We start from the raw sequence: 16638 nt of genomic DNA, 5'->3' as shown, positions 1-16638 counted from the left end.
GCGTTCGCGGCGCGGTCCGCGGCGAGGTCAGCGAGGCCGGGCTCAACGCGGGTGCACCCCGCAGGCGCGGGCGTACCGGTGGATGCGGCCTCCGGCATGGTCCATCCCCAGCACCCCGGCTCTGGGGACTCTGCCTTCCGCTTCGCAACAGGACGCCGAGGTCGCAGGCTGGTATGACTCCAGCGGCCCGGTACCCGGCAACAAGCCCTTCGGGTCAGGGAATCGCCGGGCATCGGACACCGACCCGTACCTATGATCGGCCCATGATCCGCACTGCCGTTCCCGAGGACGCACGGACCATCGGCGCACTGAAGGTCCGTGCGTGGAGAGCGGCGTACGCTGGTTTCATGAGCCCGGAATTCCTCGACGGGCTCGACCCTGTGAGCGACGCCGAGGACTGGGCCGACTACCTGGCCGAACTCCCGGACGAGCACCGCCTGTGGGTCGTACAGCAAGGCGACGCAGTAGCCGGGTTCTGCCGGACCGGCCCGGCCGATCAGGACCAGGACTCGGACCTGGGACCCTGCGCCGCCGAAGTCTACGGCCTCTACGTCGAACCCGACCGCATCGGCACCGGCCTGGGCCGCCGGCTCTTCGCACACTCGGTGGCCGACCTCGAGGGCCGCGGCTACGGTCCGTTGTGCGTGTACGCGTACGTTCCGAACGCTCTGGCGATGCGGTTCTACGAACGAGCGGGCTTCGATCGCGACGGCACGAGGCGCGCAGCCGACGACTCCGGGATCGGTGTCCTGGAGGCGCGGCTGGTAAAGCCGGACCGCCGTGGAGAGAACCGCACGTACAGCTCGTGAAGGTGTGACTGCGGGGTGCGAGATCGGCTGACCTCGCCGAATGATGCGGCCCGCAGTGCAGGGGCTGGTCGGCCGCGCCGGCTGGGTAGCGGTACTCCGGGCAGTCACTCGGTGGGCTCTTCGTCTTCCGCAGTGGCGAGTTCGTCGATCCGGAGTGTGGTCGCCGAAGCGCGCCGACTGCGGTCAGCGCTCACGGCGGAGGGGCGCCCGGGCATGCCGCAGGCCCCCGCCGCGCCGTTGCGGCAGGGGCCCGACTCATGGCGATGAGGGCTCGAACGGGGAGAGTCGGAGCCCTCCAACTACACCATTGCCCAGCCTCGTCGTGGGCCCGCGCGCTCGCACGCCACCGGGGGCCGGACGGGTGATGCTCCCTGCGCCCATGGGTGGCGTCACGCCGTCTGCCGGTGCCCGGCGGCACGCCTAGGGCGGCGACCGGCCCCAGGCCGTGAGCATGCCGGGGGACAGGTCTGCGCACTGGGGGGAGTCCAGGTAGCGCAGGGCCTCGTCGACGAGGGTGTCGTCGACGAGACCGGTGGCGATCATGGTGGACCGGGTCCGGTGCCAGGTCTCCGCCCAGAACCGGCTGATCGTGCTGCCGGGCAGGAGCGGCGGAACGTGGATCTCCGCCGCGACCGACCGGAGGCCGGCCGCCCTGAGCATCCCGGGGTAGCGCGGCACCCGTGAGACGTCGGTGCCGACGGTGTCGCGCAGCCCCCGCCACATCGCCCGCATGGCCAGCGTGTACGGGGTGCCGGGGGCGGCGGCGGTGGTCAGGTCCACGGCGTCGCAGACCACCAGGACGCCGCCGGGGGCGAGCAGGCCGCCGAGCGTGGCGATCATCCGCTCCGGCGACGGCAGGTGCATCAGCACGAACCGCGCGTGGACGAGGTCGAACCGCCCCGGCGGGAGGTCGTCCACGGTGACGTCCGCCTGCCGCACCGTGAGGCCCGGCGTCGGACGTGCCGCCAGGAACCGTACGTCCCGGTCGACCGCGAGCACCTCGCTGACCGCGGCCTCGCGCAGCAGTCTGCGCGCCACCGTGCCCGTGCCGGCGCCGACGTCCAGGCAGCGCCACCCGGGGCCGGCCCCGAGCTGTCGCAGGCGGGCGAGGGTGGTGTCGTCGTACGTGGCGGCGGCGAGGTCGATGCGGTCGCCCTCGCCGGCGTCCTCCGGGCGGAAGAAGCGCTCACCGTAGCGACCGGCGCTGGTCATGCCCTCATTGTGGCAAGCACCGGACGCGGTCACCCGTCGGCGGCCGGTCGCTACACCGCGGTGAACCCGCCGTCGACGGTGAGCGTGGCGCCGTGGATCTGCGAGGCCTCGTCGCTCGCCAGGAACACGACGGCCGATGCCACCTCCGCCGGGTCGCCGGCGCGGCGCGCGGGCATGCGCGCGATGATCGGGGTCAGGTGCTCCTCCATCGCCGCGACCTTCTCCGTCAGGGTGGGACCGGGGGCCACGGTGTTGACCCGGACCCCGTGCGGTCCGTACTCCGCGGCCCACGACATGGTGAGCGAGTGCACGGCCGCCTTGGTCATGCTGTAGAGCGCCGAATGCGCCATGCCCCGCATGCCGTTGATGGACCCCAGGTTGACCACGGCGCCGTGGCCGCGCTCGGCCATGGGCGGCGCCAGCAGGCCGGTGAGGAGGAACACCGACCGCACGCTCACCGCCAGGGCCTGGTCGACGGTCTCCTGCGGGACCTCGGCGGTGGGCGTCGGTGTGAGCAGGAGCGCCGCGTTGTTGACGAGGACGTCGATCCGGCCGCCGGCCGCCGCGAGCGCGTCGGTGGCGAGGCGGCCGACCGCGTCGGCGCCGCCCGACAGGTCGGCGCCGACGAACGCCGCCGAGCCGCCGTCCTTCTCTATGCGTGCCACGACGTCGGCACCGCGGGCCGCGTCGCGTCCGCTGACGACGACGAACGCGCCCTCGGCGGCCAGGGCCGCCGCGATGGCGGCGCCGAGGCCCGTGGTGGAACCGGTGACCAGGGCCGTCCGCCCGGTGAGTCGCTGGGTCATGTTTCCGCACCTTTCTCCGTGAACCGGCTGGGAACGGCCAAGGTGCCACCCGGAAATTGGACCTGCAAGTCCAGAAAGTGGCAGGATGGAGGCATGGCAGCACGACTGACGGCCAAGGGCGCCGCCACCCGGCAGCGCATCGTCGAGGGGGCCGCGGAGGAGATCCGCGAGCGAGGCGCGGTCGAGACCACCCTGGACGACATCCGCGCCCGCACGGCCACCAGCAAGAGCCAGCTCTTCCACTACTTCCCCGGCGGCAAGGAGGAGCTGCTGCTCGCCGTGGCCCGGCACGAGGCCGGCCGGGTCCTGGCCGACCAGCAGCCGCACCTCGGCGCGCTCACCTCCTGGCAGGCCTGGTACGACTGGCGGGACGCGGTGGTCGACCGCTACCGGCGGCAGGGGCAGCAGTGCCCGCTCGGCACGCTCATCTCGCAGCTGAGCCCCGCCACGCCCGGCGCGCAGGCCGTCACCAGGGAACTCCTCGCCTCGTGGCAGGCCCAGATCACCACCGGCATCCGGGCCATGCAGGAGCAGCGGGAGATCTCACCGGAGCTGGACGCCGACCGTGTCGCGGCCGCCCTCCTCGCGGGCATCCAGGGCGGTGTCTCGATCCTGATGTCGACGGGCTCGCTCACGCACCTGGAAGCCGCCCTCGACCTGGGCATCGAACGGCTCCTCGCCGCACCCGTACCGGTACCCGCGCCCGTGCCGTCGGCCCCCTGACCGGGCACGGCACCCCTCAGAGCACCTCCAGCGGCACGGGCCCGCGGGGCGGCGGGAACGCGGCGTCCAGCGCCGCCAGCGCTTCCGCGGGGAGCCGCAGGTCCGCCGCGGCGCGGTTCTCGCGCACGTGCTCGGGCCGCCCCGAGCGGGGGATCGCCGCCACGCCCTGCTCCAGCACCCACGCCAGCGCCACCTGGGCGGGCGTGGCGCCGAGGCCGTCCGCCACGGCCAGCAGCGGTGCGGAACGCAGCAGTCTGCCCTGCTCGACGGGGGAGTACGCCATCACTCCGGCCCGGTTGCGCCGGCACCAGGGCAGCAGGTCCCACTCGATGCCGCGCCGGGTGAGGTTGTAGAGCACCTGGTCCACCGCCACGGCCGAACCGCCCGGGAGGGAGACCAGTTCGGCCATGTCCCCGGCGTCCAGGTTGCTGACCCCCCAGGTGCGGATCTTTCCGGCGGCCATCAGCTCGGTGAACCCGGCCAGCGTCTCCTCCAGCGGATGCCGCCCCCGCCAGTGCAGCAGGTACAGGTCCAGGATGTCCGTGCGGAGCCGTCGCAGACTCGCCTCGCAGGCCGCGACGACGCCACGGCGGTCGGCGTGGTCCGGCAGCACCTTGCTCACGAGGAACACCTCGGCACGGCGTCCCGCGATCGCCTCCCCGACCAGTTCCTCCGCCGCGCCGTCGCCGTACATCTCGGCGGTGTCGACGATCGACATGCCCAGGTCCACACCGAGCCGCAGGGCGGCGAGCTCCTCGCGGCGGCGGCCCGGGTCCGCACCGAGGTACCAGGTGCCCTGGCCGAGCGCGGGGACGTCCCTGGAGGACAGCCGGACCGTACGCATCGACGCTGTCGCCATCCCTGCCTCCCCGGCACGACACCCCTTCAGGCCACCACCCCGCATCCGGTGGTGCAACTCGGTGGACCGCGCCGGCTCCTACTCCGGCACCGGCGCGCGGACGTTGCCGGTGAACGACGGGTGGAGGCGGGCGGATCCCAGGAGTTCGGCCGCGCCGCGCATCGCCGCGGTGTGCGGCGCCGGCACCACCTTGACGGGGACGTCGAGCCGGCGCGCGAGACGGTAGACGACCTCGGGGCGCAGTGCGCCCCCGCCGGCGAGGAGGACGCCGTGCGCCAGGGCGGCCGGCGCGGCCGCCGTCCGGTCCTCCTCCAGCACGGTCGCCACGGTGGCCACCAGCGCGTCGACGAGGCGTGCGGCGGCACCGGGGTCCGCGTCGAGGCCGGTGGTGCCGAGCTCCGCGCGGTGCGCGTCGGTCACCGCGCCGTCGACCAGCAGGACCGTCTCCGTGAGGTGGGCGCCGACGTCCACCACGAGCAGCGGGCGGTTCAGGTCCTCGCGGGCCGCGAGGGCCACGGCCCGCCCCGTGGGCACCGTCAGGACGGCGCGCGGCCGCAGGACCTCCACGGCGGCCCGGGCCGCCGCGCGGTAGGCGACGCCGTCCAGGACGGGCGCCGTCAGCGCGACCAGCGGGCGGCCGAGACGGGGCAGCCGATGGCGGAGCAACCGGTCGAGCATCCGGGCGGTGCCGGGGACGTCGATGACGCCGCGGCGGACGGGGTGGACGGTGCCCGAGCCCGGGAACGTCACCGTGGGCACGTCGAGCACCATGCCCCGGCCGAGGGCCCAGACCCGCGTGCGGGCACTGCCCAGGTCGAGGGCGAAGCCCGTCTGCCGGCGCACCGGCAGCCACGGCGCGCTCATCACTCGGCCCCCCGCGCCTGCAGGCAGCGGCCGCAGTATCGGGCCTGGGGGACGACCACCAGGTGGTTCAGCGGGATGGGCTCCCGGCACAGCGGACAGATCCCGTACCGCCCCTCGCGCATGCGCTCCAGGGCCGCCTCGACGTCGGCGAGCACCATCCGGGCCGGGCCCGTGAGGAGTACGCGGCACGGCGCCGCGCCAGCCTGGGGTCCGCGCTGACCGCCGGGTTCCGGAAGGCCTTCAGCGCGGTCGCGGACACCAACGTCACCACCCTCATCGCCGCCGCGCTGCTCTTCTTCCTGGGGTCCGGGCCGGTGCGCGGCTTCGGCGTCACCCTCGGCATCGGTGTCCTCAGTTCGATGCTCAGCGCGCTGGTGATCACCCGGTCCCTCGCCGAAACGGCCGTCACCCGCCGCTCCGTCCGACGGCGCCCGCACCTGTCCGGCATCGCGGGCATCGGCGCCGTACGGGAACGGATCACCCGCCGCGACCCCGACCTGATGCGGCGCCCACGGCGCTGGCTCGCCGTGTCGGCGGCGGTCCTCGTCCTTGCGGGTTCCGGCGTGCTGGTGCGGGGTGCCGACCTCGGGGTCGAGTTCACCGGTGGCCGGCTCATCGAGTACGCCACGGACCGGCCGGTGAGCGCCGACCGCGCACGCGAGGTCCTCGGCGGTGCCGCGTTCCCGCGGGCCGTCGTGCCGACCTCGGGCGACGACCGTCTCACCGTGCGTACCGCGGACCTGACCGAGCCGGAGGAGGACCGCGTCATCGCGACGATCAGCGGTCTCGGCGGGCAGGCGGAGAAACTCCGTGACGAGTCCGTCGGGCCCGGCATCGGCAAGGAGCTGCGCCGCGGCGCCGTCATCGCCCTCGCCGTGGCCCTGGCCGCCCAACTCCTTTACCTGGCCGCCCGGTTCCGGTGGACGTTCGGCGCGGCGGCGGTGGTCGCCATGGTGCACGACGTCGTCGTCCTGGTGGGGGTGTTCGCCTGGCTCGGCAAGCCCGTCGACGGCGTCTTCGTCGCGGCCCTGCTGACCGTCGTCGGGTACTCGGTCAACGACTCCGTCGTCGTCTTCGACCGGGTCAGGGAACTGACCCGGCGCGACCGGAGGCGCCCCTTCGCCCGTGTCGCCAACGCGGCGGTCCTGCAGACGGTGCCCCGCACCGTGAACACCGGGATGGGCGGCGGCGTTCGTCCTCGCCGCGCTCGCCGTGCTGGGGGAGGGATCGCTGGCCGACTTCGCGCTGGCCCTGCTCATCGGGCTCGCCGTGGGCACCTGGTCCTCGGTGTTCACCGCCGCGCCGCTCGCCGTGGAACTGCACCGGCGCAAGCGGGCGCCGGTGACCGCGCGCCCGGTGGCGGCCGGCTGAGGGACACCCGGCGCGATGCTCCTCCCGGGTGGTCGTGGGCGCGCGGCCACCCGGACGGGGTAGGCAGCACAGAGGAGCCATCCGCTCGTCGCAACCCACGGAGCCGTCGTGTACATCGGGATCTCCACCTTCATCACCGACCAGGGCATCCGCCCCGCCCCGCTCGGCACCGCCCTGGAGGAACGGGCGTTCGACTCGGTCTTCATCGCCGAGCACAGCCACATCCCCGTCAAGCGCGAGAGCCCCTACCCCATGGGTGGCGAGCTGCCGGAGGTGTACTACCGCACCCTCGACCCCTTCGTCGCCCTCTCCGTGATCGCCGCCGTCACCCGGCGTCTGCTGCTGGGCACCGGGATCGCGCTGATCCCGCAGCGCGACCCGATCCACACGGCCAAGGAGGTGGCCTCCCTCGACCTGGTCTCCGACGGCCGTGCCGTCTTCGGCGTCGGCGTCGGCTGGAACCGCGAGGAGATGCGGAACCACGGCGCCGACCCCGCCACGCGCGGCCTGCTCACCGACGAACGGCTGCGGGCCATCCGCGAGCTGTGGACCGCGGACAGGGCCGAGTTCCACGGCCGGTTCGTCGACTTCGACCCCGTCTTCGCCTGGCCCAAGCCGGTACGGCGGCCCCATCCGCCGATCTACGTCGGCGGCGGCGAGGGCGCGTTCCGCCGGGTCGCCGAGCTCGGCGACGCCTGGCTCGCCAACAGTGACGCGCCGGACGACCTCGGCCCGCGCATCGAGCGGCTGCACGAGGTCACCGGACGCGACGTGCCCGTGACGGTGTACGGGGTCCGCGGCGGCCCCGAGCAGCTCGAGGGCTACCAGCGGCTCGGTGTCGAACGGGTGCTGCTCCACCTGCCGACGCTGCCCGAACGGGAGACCCTGGAGCACCTGGACGGACTGGCCGCGCTGGCCGACCGGTTCCGCTGACCCGGCGGGACCCCGACGAGGGGAGGACCCGATGCCGGCCCTGACGAGCGGCGAGGCACGCGAGCGCTTCGCCGCGGCACGCGTCGCACGCCTGGCCACCGCCGACGCCGTCGGTGTGCCGCACCTGGTGCCGGTGGTCTTCGCCGTGGACGGCGACACGGTCGCGCTGGCCGTGGACCACAAACCCAAACGGACCACGCGCCTGAAACGCCTGGCCAACATCGACGCCAACCCGTCGGTCTGCCTGCTCGCCGACCGCTACGACGAGGACTGGGAGCTGCTGTGGTGGGCCCGCGCCGACGGCACGGCCCGCGTCCTCCCCCCGGTCGGAGAACCGGCCGGCGGACCGACCTGCGGATCGGCAGCGGCCGCCCGCTGCGTCGCCCTGCTGACCGCCAAGTACGGTCAGTACGCGCGCCGTCCGCCCGCCGGGCCCGTGGTGGAGATCTCCGTACGGCGCTGGAGCGGCTGGCGGGCCGTGTGAAGCCGGGGGCGGACCGCGGAGGGAAGGGTCAGCCCGTCAGCCGGCGCGCCAGGTAGGGCGCCGTACGGCTGCCCCCGGCCCCGGCCACCTCCGCGGGCCGCCCGGTGGCGACGACCTTCCCTCCGGCGTCCCCGCCGCCGGGGCCCAGGTCGATGACCCAGTCGGCACCCGCCACGACGCTCATCTCGTGCTCGACGACGAAGACCGAGTGGCCGGCGTCGACCAGCTCGTGCAACTGCCGCATCAGCAGCTCCACGTCGGCCGGGTGCAAGCCCGTGGTGGGCTCGTCCAGCAGGTACACGGTGTGCCCGCGGCGGCCGCGCTGCAGCTCGGAGGCGAGCTTGATCCGCTGCGCCTCGCCGCCCGACAGCTCGGTGGCCGGCTGCCCCAGCCGCAGGTAGCCAAGCCCCACCTCCTGGAGGGTGCGCAGGCTGCGGGCGACCGCGGGGACGCCGGTGAAGAACTCCGCCGCCGCGTCCACGCTCATGCCGAGCACCTCCGCGACGTTCCGCCCCCGGTAACGGACCGACAGGGTCTCCTCGTTGTAGCGGTCCCCGTGGCAGGTGGGGCAGGGGGCGTACGTGCCGGGCAGGAACAGCAGCTCGACGGCGACGAAGCCCTCGCCCTGGCAGGTCTCGCAGCGGCCGCCCGCGACGTTGAAGGAGAAGCGCCCGGCCTTGTAGCCGTGCCGCCGCGCGTCGTCGGTGGCCGCGAAGAGCTTGCGCACCGCGTCGAACAGGCCGGTGTAGGTGGCGAGGTTGGAGCGCGGGGTGCGGCCGATGGGCTTCTGGTCCACCCGCACCAGCCGGTCCACCGCCTGCAGGCCGTCCGCCAGGACGCCGAACGCCGGCCCGGCGCCGGCGCCCTCCCAGGCCTCGTCGTCGTCGCCGTCGCCGTCGGCGGCGTCCGCGCGAACGGCCGCGTCGTCCGCGGTGCCGGAAGGCCCCAGGTGCTCCGTCAGCACCCCGGCCAGTACGCCCACCAGCGTCGACTTGCCCGAACCCGACACCCCCGTGATCGCCGTGAACACCCCGAGGGGCAGCTCGACGTCCACGCCGCGCAGATTGTGCCGGGTGATGCCGCGCAGACCCAGCCACGACGACGGCTTCCGTGCGGTGCGACCGGCGGCCGGATCGGGTCCCGCGGCGAACAGGAACCGGCGGGTGGCGGACTCGGCGACCGCCTCCAGTCCGTCCACCGGGCCGCTGTACAGCACTTGGCCGCCGCGCTCGCCCGCGAGGGGTCCGACGTCGACGATCCAGTCCGCGCGGCGCACCACGTCCATGTCGTGCTCGACGACGAACACCGAGTTCCCGGCCTCCCGCAGCCGCACCAGGACCGTCAGCAGTGCCTCGCTGTCCGCCGGGTGGAGCCCGGCCGAGGGCTCGTCCAGCACGTACACCACACCGAACAGGCCGGAGCGCAACTGGGTCGCCAGGCGCAGGCGTTGCAGCTCGCCGGGGGAGAGCGTGGGCGTCGTGCGGTCCAGGCTGAGGTAGCCCAGGCCGAGTTCGGTGACGACCTCGATCCGCGCGACGAGGTCGGCGCACAGCGTCGTGGCGATCTGCCGTTCCGGGCCTTCGGGGAGGTCGTCCACCGCGCCGCGGGCGGCCGGGCGCAGCACGTCGGCGAGCCGCGCGAGGTGCATCGCGTTGAGCTCGGCGATGCTCCGGCCGGCGAAGGTGACGGCCAGGGACTCCGGGCGCAGCCGGCTGCCGTCGCAGGCGGGGCAGAGCGAGCTCTCCAGGAACCGCTCCGCGCGGGCGCGCAGCGCCGGGCTCTTGGAGTCGGCGAAGGTGTGCATGACGTAGCGCCGCGCGCTCTGGAAGGTGCCCTGGTACGGGCGCTGGATCCGGCCCGCCTCCCGCACCGGGTGCACGGTCACCACCGGCTGCTCGTCGGTGAACAGGATCCACTCCCGGTCCTGCGCGGGCAGGTCGCGCCAGGGCCGGTCGACGTCGTACCCGAGGGTGCGGGTGACGTCCCGCAGGTTCTTGCCGTGCCAGGCGCCCGGCCAGGCGGCGATCGCGCCCTCCCGGACGCTCAGCGAGGGATCGGGGACCATCAGCTCCTCGGTGGCCCGGTGCACCCGTCCCAGCCCGTGGCAGACTGGGCAGGCGCCCGCGGCCGTGTTGGGGGAGAAGGCGTCGGAGTCCACGGGTTCCGCCCCCTGCGGGTAGCGGCCCGCGCGGGAGAAGAGCATCCGCAGCGTGTTGGACAGGGTCGTCACCGTGCCCACGGAGGAGCGCGAGGTGGGCGCCCCGCGGCGCTGTTCCAGGGCGACCGCAGGGGGCAGCCCCAGGACGTCGTCGACCGCCGGCGCGCCCACCTGGTGGATGAGCCGGCGGGCGTACGGGGCGACGGACTCGAAGTAGCGGCGCTGCGCCTCGGCGTAGATGGTGCCGAACGCCAGCGAGGACTTGCCCGAGCCGGAGACCCCCGTGAACACCGCCAGCGCGTCCCGCGGGACGTCGACGTCGACGTCGCGCAGGTTGTGCTCGCGGGCGCCGCGCACCCGGACGTACGGGTCGTGGGCCGTGCTGTTCATGCCCCTCCGGAGAACGGGGTGGGGGTACGTGCCGGGAGCGCGGCACCGCGCGCCCGGCACCAGTGTGCGCGCGGCTGCGGGTGCCCGCAGGTCCACGGCGGGGCCGCCGGCGAAGGCGTGGACGGTGACGTCACGGCAGGTAGGACAGCAGTTTGCGGGCGGCGGGGGAGACCCGGTCCTCCTGGGGCAGGGCGGCCGATACCTCCCAGACGTGGTCCTCGGCGCCGTCCAGCGTCACGGTGCGCAGTCCCGCGGCGTGCTCCTTGCGGGCGATGGGCCGTGGCACGACGGCGATCCCGAGCCCGTGGTGGACCAGGTCGATCAGGCTGTGCACGTCGTTGACCTCCAGGGCGACCCGGCGCGGTACCCCGTTCGCGGCGAAGGCCCGGTCGGTGAGCCCGCGCGCGCCCCAGTCGGGGTGGAAGTCCACGAACTCCTCGCCGCCGAGGTCCGCCCAGCCGGCCGAGTCCGCCCCGGCCAGCCGGTGCCCGGGGTGGCACAGCAGGACCATCGGGGCCCGGGTGATCGGCATCAGCCGCACTCCCTCGGGCGCCTCGCCGCTCAGGGCCGTGAACGCCACGTCCAGCCGGCCACTGGTGATGTCCTGCACCAGGGCGGCCGACCCGGCCTGCCGCAGCCGGACCTCCACGCCCGGGTGCTGGGCCCGGAAGCGGGCCAGCAGTGCCGGCACGTCGACGCCGGCCAGGCACTGCTCGGTGCCGATGGTGAGCACCCCGCGCATCAGGCCCTGTACGGCCGCCACGGCCTCCTTGGCGGCCCGTACGCTCGCCAGCGTGCGGCAGGCCTCGTCCAGCAGGGCCCGGCCCGCCGCGGTCAGCTCCACGCTGCGGGTGCTGCGCACGAACAGCGGCGTGCCGAGCTCCTGCTCCAGGGCGCGTACGGAGGCGGACAGACCCGACTGCGAGATCATGAGGCGTTCGGCGGCGCGGGTGAAGTGGTGCTCCTCCGCGACCGCGACGAAGTACTCCAGATGGCGTAGCTCCATGATTCAGAAGCCTAGCTCCTGAATGTGTTCGCTTTCTTCTATTGGACGTGTGGGTGCAGCTCCGGCGAGGCTTGGGTGCGTGCCCGCACGGCTGCGGCCCGTTTCCGGCCGTGCCGGCACGCCATCAGTGCGCAAGACCGAGACGCAAGCCGAGAAAGGCCACGGACACATGGAGACTCGCCGCATCGGCGCCACCGAGGTCAGCGCGATCGGCCTGGGCGGCATGCCCATGTCGATCGAGGGCCGGCCGGACGAGGCGCGGTCCATCGACACCATCCACGCGGCGCTCGACGCCGGTGTCACGCTGATCGACACGGCGGACGCCTACCACCTGGGGGCCGACGAGGTCGGCCACAACGAGACCCTGATCGCCAAGGCGCTGGCGTCCCACGGACGCGGCTCCGACGTCCTGGTCGCCACCAAGGGCGGCCACCTGCGCCCCGGCGACGGCCGCTGGACCCTCGACGGCTCGCCCGAGCACATCAAGCGGGCCTGCGAGGACTCGCTGCGCCGGCTGGGCGTGGAGGCCATCGGCCTGTACCAGTTCCACCGCCCCGACCCCAAGGTCCCGTACGCCGAGTCCGTCGGCGCGGTGCGCGACCTGCTCGACGAGGGCAAGATCCGCATGGCCGGCGTCTCCAACGCGGACCCGGAGCAGATCCGGCAGGCGGACGAGATCCTGGGCGGCCGGCTGGTCTCCGTGCAGAACCAGTTCTCCCCGGCCTTCCGCTCCAGTGAGCCGGAGCTCGAACTGTGCCACGAGCTCGGCATCGCCTTCCTGCCGTGGAGCCCGCTCGGCGGCATCTCCCAGGCAGGCGAACTCGGCTCGTCCTACGCGCCGTTCGCCCGGGTCGCGCAGGCCCACGGGGTCAGCCCGCAGCGCGTGTGCCTGGCGTGGATGCTCGCCAAGTCCCCCTACGTGATCCCGATCCCCGGCTCCAGCCGGCCGGAGACCATCCGCGACTCGGTGGCCGCGGTGGAACTCGTGCTCACCGCCGAGGAGATCGCGGAGCTGGACGCCGTCTGACACGGCCGTGCCCGGGACGGGGCGGGGCGGTGCGCCGCCCCGTCCCGGCGCACGCGTCAGGCGTTCGGGTCGAACGGGATGCCCGCCGGCTTGGCCTTGGCCAGGTGGCCGTTGAAGTTGCCGTCCTTCAGGCCGAAGACCGCGCTGCCGAAGTCGGCCTGGCTCAGCTTGTCGCGCAGGCCCGCGGGGTAGCCGTTCCAGCCGATCAGGTCGGGGAACTGCCAGCCGTGGTAGTGGTTCTCCGGCGGCTCGTCGTTGGTGTTGGCGGGACGGAAGCAGTGCGTGCCCGCGCCGTCCTTGTGGTAGACGACCTTGGGGTGGGTCCCGTCCCAGCGGATTTGGTCGCGGCCGTAGATGTTGAAGTTGCCGTGCGCCGACGTGGACACGTACTGGGCCTGGTCGTCCTTCACCCAGACCACGACGTGCTCCCAGTCGTTGCGGTGGCCGCCGAGGCTGATGCCGGGTATGGCCTGGTCCTTCTCGAAGTAGAGGCCGTAGATGATGGCGCACCAGCCGTTGTTGCACTTGTAGCGGGCGTAGCCGTTGGTGTTGTCCAGGTCCGACTGGTCGCGGCAGTTGCCGTTCAGGGCGCCGGTGGGGTTGAGGCCCGGGTTGATGGTGCCGTCGGGGCCGATGGCGGGGGTGGGGTAGCAGCCGTCCGTGTCGTAGTCGAACGCCGGCTGGAACGTCTGCTCCAGGCCGTCCGCGTTGGCGGGCAGGGCGGGGGGCGGGGCGGCGAACGCCGTCCCCGGAAGGGCGATCACCAGCGCGACCGCGCTGCCGACGACAGCCGGGACCCTGCCGGTACGCGAGCTTCTCTTCACTTGCTTCCTCCTGGTCGACCGCGGTGGGGGAATGCACGGCCTGATTGACATGCTCGGCTCATCTTTCCCGAACCGCGGTGACACGTCGAGCCTCGCCGGATGTCCCGGTGATGAAGCGTCAACCAATAGCGGGGGCAGGGCCGGACGGCCGCGACGTCCCGGAACAGTCACCGTCGGGCACCGAACCCGTGTGCCCGCGGGACATGCGCCGGCGGATGGCGTTGGATGGCGGCACCGGACGTCGTGGGGGCGTCCTGAAGGAGGGGGAACCATGAAGTACGCAGTGCCCGCCGCCCTGTTGTTGCTGCTCCTGACCGCGTGCGGCGGCGAGGGCGCCGAAGCGGGCGGCGGATCGCCCTCCGCCGGCACGCCGGCGCCGGACGCGAGCGCGAGCGCGTCGAGGAGCGCCTCCGCGCAGGACCCGGCGAAGGACGGCGACGGCAACCCGGTCGACGCCGCGGCCTTCTGCGCCTTCCTCACCGATGAGCAGCCCAAGGTGAAGGACATCGGCTCCGACGTCGGGGCGCAGGCCGCCCTGGCGATCGACCTGGCCACCTGGGTCTCCGACCACCCGGAGCAGCAGCCGCGCACGGCCGCGGACTTCGACGCCGCCGCGCAGCAGGGCTGCCCCGGGGTCCGCGAGTCGATCCTCGCCGCCACCGGTCACGACAGCCTCGAGGACGCGGTCGGCTGACGGCCGGCCGCTCCCCCGGCGGGCCCGGCACACCGCCCCGCCGCCCTTCCCGCCCCCGCACCGGTCACGACCGCAGCCTGATGCGACGAACGGCGAGGAGGCTGTGCAGGGCATCGACGGGTCCTGACCGTTCGGTGCTCGCGCCGCGCTGGGACCCCCCGCCCGGCGCAGCGCGCAGGGCGACGCCGCCGCAGAGTCCGAACTCGCCGCGCTCGCCCGCACCGCCCACCGCGTCGCGGGCGGCGGCGGGCCGCCCTGCTGGGCGTCAACGACGGCCTGGTCACCAACCTCTGCCTGATCCTCGGCGTCGCGGGTACGAGCGCCGGTCCCGGGACGGTACGGCTGACCGGCCCCGCGAGCCTGCTCGCCGGCGCCCTGTCCATGGCCGCGGGGGAGCGGGTCTCCGTACGCGGCCGGCGGGAGATCGCCGGCGGCATGGAGGACGCGCTCCACCGGGCGTGGACGCTGTCGCCCCCTCGTCGTGCCGGCGCACATGACGCGCCGCATGCGCGACCGCGGCCCCGACAAGGAGACCGCGGTCCGGGCCGGCGGGGGCATCGCCGCCGCCAAGCGCACCACCCGGCAGACGACCCTGCGCATCCTGTTCGGCGTCAGCGCCCGGGAGGCCGGATCGCCCATGGTCGCTGCCGTCAGCTCGCCGCTGCTCTTCGCGACGGGGGCCCTCGTGCCGCTGCTGCCGTGGTTCCTCACCTCCGGGACGGCCGCGTCCGCCGCCGTGACCGCCCTCGCCTCGCTCCTGGTCGGCGCCTCGGCTCCGGCGCGGGCCCCCGCAAGGCCGCCTGGACCGCGGCACGCCAGCCGCTGATCGTCGCCGCCGCCTCGGCCGCGACGTACGCCCTGGGCGCCCTGGGCGGGCAGGCGGTGAGCTGAGGGACCGGCCGGGGGGCGCCGGTCGGCGTAGTCCGCCGAGCGGGGAGCGGACGCGGCCCCGAAGCTGGTGAGCAGCCGTCCGCCGGCACGACGCGAGGAGACCCCCATGACATCCACGAGCGCGCAGGCCGACGCCCGCGACTCCGGCACCTTCGACCTCGGCGGCGACCTGCCCGTCCACCGGCTGGGCTACGGGACGATGCAGCTGACCGGCGAGGGCGTGTGGGGCGACCCCGCGGACCCCGACGAGGCCGTACGGGTCCTGCGGCGCGCGGTCACCCTCGGCGTCACCTTCATCGACACCGCGGACGCCTACGGCCCCTTCACCGCCGAACTGCTCCTGCGCAAGGCCCTCCACCCCTATCCGCAGGACCTGGTGATCGCCACCAAGGCGGGTTTCGCCCGCCCGGGCCCCGGACAGTGGGTCGCGGTCGGGCGGCCCGCGTACCTGCGGCAGCAGGTGGAGCTGAGCCTGCGTCACCTGGGCGTCGAGCGCATCGACCTGCTCCAGCTGCACCGCGTCGACCCCGAGGTGCCCATCGCCGACCAGGTCGGGGAACTCGCCGCGCTGCAGCAGGAGGGCAAGATCCGGCACATCGGGCTCAGCGAGGTGACCACGGCCCAGATCGAGGAGGCCGCGAGGACCGCCACCATCGTCTCCGTGCAGAACCGCTACAACCTCGCCGACCGGGCGGCCGAGGACGTCCTCGCCCACGCCGAGCGGCACGGCATGGGCTTCATCCCCTGGTTCCCGCTTGCCACGGGCGAACTGGCGCGGAAGGGCGGCCCCCTGGACCGCATCGCCGAGGCGCACGGCGCCCAGCCGTCCCAGCTCGCCCTCGCCTGGCTGCTGCGGCGCTCCCCGGTCATGCTGCCCATCCCCGGCACGTCCAAGGTCGCGCACCTGGAGCACAACATCGCCGCAGCGGGTATCCGGCTCACCGACGAGCAGTACGAGGCGCTGACGACGGCGGTCTGACGCGAGGGCGCGGCCGCCGCGCGGCGCGGCACTCGCGCCGCGCGTCCTGCGTTACCTCCTCGGTGAACGCCGGACCATCACCTGAGGAGAGACCGTGGCCCTCTGGGACCGCATCAAGGACTCGGCCGCGACGATGCAGACGCAGCTCGTCGCCAAGAAGAACGACCTGAAGAGCGGCGCCTTCCGCGACGCGAGCATGGCGATGTGCGCCCTGGTCGCCGCCGCGGACGGCACCGTGGACCCCTCCGAACGACAGCGCGTCGCGCAGCTCATCGCGACCAACGAGGTCCTGCAGAACTTCCCGGCCGCCGACCTGCAGCGGCGCTTCGACGACTGCCTCGACAAACTCACCGCCGACTTCGACTTCGGCAAGGTCGGCATCCTCCAGGAGATCGCCAAGGCCAGGAAGAAGCCCGCCGAGGCGCGGGCCGTCATCCAGATCGGCATCGTCATCGGCGGCGCCGACGGCAACTTCGACAAGACCGAGCAGGCCGTCGTCCGCGAGGCCTGCTACGCCCTCGACCTGGCCCCGGCGGAGTTCGACCTCTGACCCTCCCCGCACGGTGCGCACGTCGGGCCGCCCCCGGGACCGGGGGCGGCCCGACGCG

At 74.0% G+C, this 16638-nt stretch carries 16 protein-coding genes and 2 pseudogenes; 11 read left to right on the top strand and 7 right to left on the bottom strand.

All coding sequences use genetic code 11. From position 1 onward, the window contains the following. The first annotated feature begins 263 nt into the window (after positions 1–263). On the top strand, positions 264–809 hold the full coding sequence (locus ABZ312_RS07290; RefSeq protein ID WP_500436734.1) for a GNAT family N-acetyltransferase: 546 nt from the start codon (positions 264–266) through the stop codon (positions 807–809). Between the two features lie 420 nt (positions 810–1229). Here ABZ312_RS07290 and ABZ312_RS07285 read toward each other — a convergent pair whose 3' ends face one another. Together ABZ312_RS07285 and ABZ312_RS07280 are read right to left on the bottom strand one after the other, a co-directional pair. Then, the gene (locus ABZ312_RS07285) at positions 1230–2021 is read right to left on the bottom strand and encodes a class I SAM-dependent methyltransferase (protein WP_500436732.1); all 792 of its coding nucleotides are present in this window, start codon (positions 2019–2021) and stop codon (positions 1230–1232) included. Positions 2022–2071: 50 nt separating this feature from the next. Next, positions 2072–2827, bottom strand: coding sequence for an SDR family NAD(P)-dependent oxidoreductase (locus tag ABZ312_RS07280; RefSeq protein WP_500324828.1), 756 nt, complete (start codon positions 2825–2827; stop codon positions 2072–2074). A 93-nt stretch (positions 2828–2920) separates the two neighbouring features. On the opposite strand from ABZ312_RS07280, the gene ABZ312_RS07275 reads away from it, so the two are divergent. Then, entirely contained in the window at positions 2921–3550 is a 630-nt protein-coding gene (locus ABZ312_RS07275) for a TetR/AcrR family transcriptional regulator (protein WP_500324830.1), read from the top strand. 16 nt (positions 3551–3566) lie between these two features. On the opposite strand, the gene ABZ312_RS07270 is transcribed toward ABZ312_RS07275, so the two are convergent. Beyond that, positions 3567–4409 carry an aldo/keto reductase gene (locus ABZ312_RS07270; RefSeq protein ID WP_500324831.1) on the bottom strand — a complete coding sequence of 281 codons (843 nt, stop codon included), beginning with the start codon at positions 4407–4409 and terminating at the stop codon, positions 3567–3569. A 78-nt stretch (positions 4410–4487) separates the two neighbouring features. Next, positions 4488–5273, bottom strand: coding sequence for a hypothetical protein (locus ABZ312_RS07265; protein WP_500436730.1), 786 nt, complete (start codon positions 5271–5273; stop codon positions 4488–4490). A 164-nt stretch (positions 5274–5437) separates the two neighbouring features. Between ABZ312_RS07265 and secF the strand changes: the two are divergent. The 3 genes and pseudogenes from secF to ABZ312_RS07250 form a co-directional block, all read left to right on the top strand. Beyond that, positions 5438–6644, top strand: a pseudogene (gene secF / locus ABZ312_RS07260) (protein translocase subunit SecF); the annotation flags it as partial. Between the two features lie 108 nt (positions 6645–6752). Continuing rightward, positions 6753–7577: an LLM class F420-dependent oxidoreductase gene (locus tag ABZ312_RS07255; protein WP_500436728.1), complete on the top strand. Its 825-nt coding sequence runs from the start codon at positions 6753–6755 to the stop codon at positions 7575–7577. A 31-nt stretch (positions 7578–7608) separates the two neighbouring features. Next, positions 7609–8061 carry a TIGR03668 family PPOX class F420-dependent oxidoreductase gene (locus ABZ312_RS07250; RefSeq protein WP_500436726.1) on the top strand — a complete coding sequence of 151 codons (453 nt, stop codon included), beginning with the start codon at positions 7609–7611 and terminating at the stop codon, positions 8059–8061. Positions 8062–8089: 28 nt separating this feature from the next. Here the strand turns inward: ABZ312_RS07250 and ABZ312_RS07245 are convergent, their stop codons facing one another. Together ABZ312_RS07245 and ABZ312_RS07240 are read right to left on the bottom strand one after the other, a co-directional pair. Then, positions 8090–10609 (bottom strand): excinuclease ABC subunit UvrA, encoded by a 2520-nt coding sequence (locus ABZ312_RS07245; protein WP_500436724.1) that lies wholly within the window; start codon positions 10607–10609, stop codon positions 8090–8092. A gap of 130 nt (positions 10610–10739) precedes the next feature. Next, positions 10740–11615 (bottom strand): LysR family transcriptional regulator, encoded by an 876-nt coding sequence (locus ABZ312_RS07240; RefSeq protein WP_500356608.1) that lies wholly within the window; start codon positions 11613–11615, stop codon positions 10740–10742. Between the two features lie 169 nt (positions 11616–11784). On the opposite strand from ABZ312_RS07240, the gene ABZ312_RS07235 reads away from it, so the two are divergent. Further along, a complete protein-coding gene (locus ABZ312_RS07235; RefSeq protein ID WP_499515961.1) occupies positions 11785–12642 on the top strand; it encodes an aldo/keto reductase in 858 nt (285 codons plus the stop codon). 56 nt (positions 12643–12698) lie between these two features. Here ABZ312_RS07235 and ABZ312_RS07230 read toward each other — a convergent pair whose 3' ends face one another. Further along, a complete protein-coding gene (locus ABZ312_RS07230; RefSeq protein ID WP_500436722.1) occupies positions 12699–13466 on the bottom strand; it encodes an NPP1 family protein in 768 nt (255 codons plus the stop codon). 271 nt (positions 13467–13737) lie between these two features. Here ABZ312_RS07230 and ABZ312_RS07225 point away from each other — a divergent pair, with 271 nt between their 5' ends. From ABZ312_RS07225 to ABZ312_RS07205, 5 genes and pseudogenes are all read left to right on the top strand, one after another. Further along, positions 13738–14160 (top strand): hypothetical protein, encoded by a 423-nt coding sequence (locus ABZ312_RS07225; protein ID WP_500436721.1) that lies wholly within the window; start codon positions 13738–13740, stop codon positions 14158–14160. A 123-nt stretch (positions 14161–14283) separates the two neighbouring features. Next, positions 14284–14577: pseudogene (locus tag ABZ312_RS07220) on the top strand (VIT1/CCC1 transporter family protein); the annotation flags it as partial. Positions 14578–14653: 76 nt separating this feature from the next. Continuing rightward, positions 14654–14986 carry a VIT1/CCC1 transporter family protein gene (locus tag ABZ312_RS07215; protein ID WP_500324846.1) on the top strand — a complete coding sequence of 111 codons (333 nt, stop codon included), beginning with the start codon at positions 14654–14656 and terminating at the stop codon, positions 14984–14986. 171 nt (positions 14987–15157) lie between these two features. After that, entirely contained in the window at positions 15158–16030 is an 873-nt protein-coding gene (locus ABZ312_RS07210; RefSeq protein ID WP_500324848.1) for an aldo/keto reductase, read from the top strand. A 94-nt stretch (positions 16031–16124) separates the two neighbouring features. Further along, a complete protein-coding gene (locus ABZ312_RS07205) occupies positions 16125–16580 on the top strand; it encodes a tellurite resistance TerB family protein (protein ID WP_500358628.1) in 456 nt (151 codons plus the stop codon). Positions 16581–16638: the final 58 nt, after the last annotated feature.

It is taken from the genome of Streptomyces sp. NPDC006207, from assembly GCF_040613835.1.
Lineage (GTDB): Bacteria > Actinomycetota > Actinomycetes > Streptomycetales > Streptomycetaceae > Actinacidiphila.
This window is presented reverse-complemented; position numbering and strand designations above follow the sequence as displayed.

Excerpts from the sequence above, each read along its gene's own strand:
- ABZ312_RS07290 (WP_500436734.1), top strand. The coding sequence starts at position 264 with ATGATCCGCACTGCCGTTCCCGAGGACGCACGGACCATCGGCGCACTG.
- ABZ312_RS07285 (WP_500436732.1), bottom strand. The coding sequence starts at position 2,021 with ATGACCAGCGCCGGTCGCTACGGTGAGCGCTTCTTCCGCCCGGAGGAC.
- ABZ312_RS07280 (WP_500324828.1), bottom strand. The coding sequence starts at position 2,827 with ATGACCCAGCGACTCACCGGGCGGACGGCCCTGGTCACCGGTTCCACC.
- ABZ312_RS07275 (WP_500324830.1), top strand. The coding sequence starts at position 2,921 with ATGGCAGCACGACTGACGGCCAAGGGCGCCGCCACCCGGCAGCGCATC.
- ABZ312_RS07270 (WP_500324831.1), bottom strand. The coding sequence starts at position 4,409 with ATGGCGACAGCGTCGATGCGTACGGTCCGGCTGTCCTCCAGGGACGTC.
- ABZ312_RS07265 (WP_500436730.1), bottom strand. The coding sequence starts at position 5,273 with ATGAGCGCGCCGTGGCTGCCGGTGCGCCGGCAGACGGGCTTCGCCCTC.
- ABZ312_RS07250 (WP_500436726.1), top strand. The coding sequence starts at position 7,609 with ATGCCGGCCCTGACGAGCGGCGAGGCACGCGAGCGCTTCGCCGCGGCA.
- ABZ312_RS07245 (WP_500436724.1), bottom strand. The coding sequence starts at position 10,609 with ATGAACAGCACGGCCCACGACCCGTACGTCCGGGTGCGCGGCGCCCGC.
- ABZ312_RS07240 (WP_500356608.1), bottom strand. The coding sequence starts at position 11,615 with ATGGAGCTACGCCATCTGGAGTACTTCGTCGCGGTCGCGGAGGAGCAC.
- ABZ312_RS07235 (WP_499515961.1), top strand. The coding sequence starts at position 11,785 with ATGGAGACTCGCCGCATCGGCGCCACCGAGGTCAGCGCGATCGGCCTG.
- ABZ312_RS07225 (WP_500436721.1), top strand. The coding sequence starts at position 13,738 with ATGAAGTACGCAGTGCCCGCCGCCCTGTTGTTGCTGCTCCTGACCGCG.
- ABZ312_RS07215 (WP_500324846.1), top strand. The coding sequence starts at position 14,654 with ATGACGCGCCGCATGCGCGACCGCGGCCCCGACAAGGAGACCGCGGTC.
- ABZ312_RS07210 (WP_500324848.1), top strand. The coding sequence starts at position 15,158 with ATGACATCCACGAGCGCGCAGGCCGACGCCCGCGACTCCGGCACCTTC.